The sequence below is a fragment of the Pseudostreptobacillus sp. genome (assembly GCF_977040545.1).
The window spans coordinates 1-2,665 of sequence record NZ_CDRRBS010000120.1 but is presented as its reverse complement, the minus strand read 5'-3'; the positions used below and the strand labels follow the sequence as shown (position 1 = coordinate 2,665).

The 2,665-nt window shown below is 25.7% G+C and carries 4 protein-coding genes; all 4 read right to left on the bottom strand.

Going from position 1 to position 2,665, the window contains the following annotated elements:
• The coding region (gene ychF / locus ACWYO2_RS05685; RefSeq protein WP_455515512.1) for a redox-regulated ATPase YchF at positions 1–1,052 on the bottom strand (1,052 nt) is incomplete at its 3' end.
• Positions 1,049–1,621 (bottom strand): uracil-DNA glycosylase family protein, encoded by a 573-nt coding sequence (locus ACWYO2_RS05680; protein WP_455515511.1) that lies wholly within the window; start codon positions 1,619–1,621, stop codon positions 1,049–1,051. The genes ychF and ACWYO2_RS05680, both read right to left, overlap by 4 nt.
• An 8-nt stretch (positions 1,622–1,629) precedes the next feature.
• Positions 1,630–2,397, bottom strand: coding sequence for an MBL fold metallo-hydrolase (locus ACWYO2_RS05675; RefSeq protein ID WP_455515510.1), 768 nt, complete (start codon positions 2,395–2,397; stop codon positions 1,630–1,632).
• Positions 2,398–2,488: 91 nt separating this feature from the next.
• Positions 2,489–2,665, bottom strand: a complete 177-nt coding sequence (locus tag ACWYO2_RS05670) for a hypothetical protein (RefSeq protein ID WP_455515513.1) — start codon at positions 2,663–2,665, stop codon at positions 2,489–2,491.

The window sequence follows — 2,665 nt, the reverse complement described above, 5'->3', positions numbered from 1 at the left end:
TCCTTACCTTCAAGTCTCATTGCACCTTTTTCCTTACTTCCTTGCCAACCTTTATACTCTATAAATTTATTATATTCTACAACCTCAGCTCTTATAAACCCTCTTTCTATATCAGAATGTATTTCACGAGCAGCACGTGGAGCTAAAGTTCCCTTCTTAATAGTCCAAGCCCTAACTTCTTGCTCTCCTGCTGTAAAGTATGAAATTAATCCTAATAAATGGAATCCACATCTAATAAATCTATTTAAACTAGGTTCTTTTATTCCTAAACTTTCAATAAATTCATTTCTCTCATTTTCATCTTCTATTTCTATTAATTCAGACTCAACCTTTGCTGAAAATGTTACACATTCTGCATTTATACTTTCTGCATATTCCTTAACTCTTTTAACATGATCATTATCAATAGAATTAACAAGATCTTCTTCTGAAATATTTAAACCAAACATCATAGGTTTTAATGTCAATAATTGATATGTTGAAATTAAATCTAATTCATCTTGATCTAAATTCAAAGTTGAAAGCATCTTATAATCATCTAAATGTAATTTACATTTTTCTAAAACCTCAACTAATCTTTTTGCATCTTTATTATTCTTAGCTTGTTTAGAATTTTTTTGTATTGCATTTTCTACAGTTTCTGCATCCGATAATATCAATTCTCCATTTATTATCTCTATATCCCTTATGGGATCAACACTACCTTCTACATGTATAATATTTTCATCTTCAAAACAACGTACAACTTGACATATTGCTACAGTATTTCTAATATTTGCTAAAAATTTATTTCCTAAACCTTCACCATTTGCAGCTCCTTTAACAAGACCTGCTATGTCAACAAATTCAACACTTGCTCCCAAAACTCTTTTAGGATTTATTATCTTTGCAAGTTCATCAAGTCTTAAATCTGGTACAGAAACTATCCCAACATTTGGTTCTATTGTTGCAAAAGGATAGTTTGCTGCCTCCGCATTTTGTGTTTTCGTAATTGCATTAAATAGAGTTGATTTACCAACATTAGGTAACCCTACTATTCCTATTCCTATCATTTATTCCTCCTAATTTTATTTATAACTTCTAAAACATCCACCATTTTCTTTTTTTCTTCTTTTGTTGATTTTAATATATATGAAAAGTCATATATTGGTACAAGTGCTCTTCCTTCATAATCATACATTTTACCTACTGAATTATAGAAATTAACATTATTTGTAGTTATATCCATTTTAGCAATATCAGAAATCAATAAATTAAATACTTCTCCACCAACTGTTATTATATATTTAGGATTAACTAAAAATATTTCACTTCTTAGCACATCTAATAAATTTTCTAAACTTTTCTTATCAACACTTAAAAATCTTCTATCTAGTTTATACAAAGATGTAATATATATATCATCTATAGGTATCCCAACAAAATTAAATATATCTTTTATTTTTTGACCTTCTGGACTATTTAAAATATTTTTACTTAATAATGCATCATCTTTAATATCAGTTAATATAAGCATAATATCTGAAGATACATTACCATTATTAAGCATAATTTTACCTTTACCCCTATAATTTATATATACATCTAAACTTCTTACTAGTAAATCTAATTTTCTCCACATAATTCTCCCTAAAACTCAAATATAGATGTTACTTCTTCACCTGAAACCTCTACATCTATATCCAAAAAATTACTTTTAATATTGTGTAAAGCTAAAGCTTCTAAATTGTTTTCTTCACTCAAGTGCATAAGAAAAACCTTTTTCAATTTACAAGAATCATATTCATAAATTGACTTAACTAAATTCAAAGTATCTCTATTGCTTAAATGTCCAAACTTACTTTTAATTCTATTTTTAATATCCCATGGATAACTTCCATTCATAAGCATATCTAAATCATAATTACTTTCTATTGCAAGTATATCAGAATTTAAGCAATTTAAGTTCATAGTTCTACTTACATATCCAGTGTCTGTTATATACGTAAATTTTTTATCATTTATTTCAAATGAATATCCTAAACAATGAGATGCATCATGTGTTAAGTCAAAATTTTTAATTGATAAATCATCTAAAAAGATTTCTCTATTATCTAATAAATTAATTTTATTTGAATCATATTTTCCAATTTTATCTTTAATGGCATCAAAAGATTTTCTATGTATATAGACGTTTACATCATATTTTCTAAGTATAGAACCTAATGATTTTATATGATCACTATGTTCATGTGTTATAAAAATATATCCTATATTTTCTAAACTTTCATTAATTTGAGATAATTTATCATTCAATTTTTTCATACTAAATCCAACATCTATCAAAATTTTTTTATTATTTACAGATAAAAAAGTTGAATTACCACTACTGCTACTACCTAAAATAGATACTTTCATATATTCAAGACTCCATATATTATATTAACTCCTATTAATAAACTAGTAAATATAATTAAAAGTAAAAATAGTATTCTTATAAAAAACTTAATTACCATAGAAAATCATCATCCTCTTCTATATTTTCTTCAAAATTAGAATCTTTAGATATACTTTTTCTAACTATGACTTTTACATATTTAGGTAAATGTAATCTAACTTCAAGAGGTCCTCTTTTAACTTCTATATATCCAAGTCCTGATATTACTAAATCTTCATTTTCATCAAT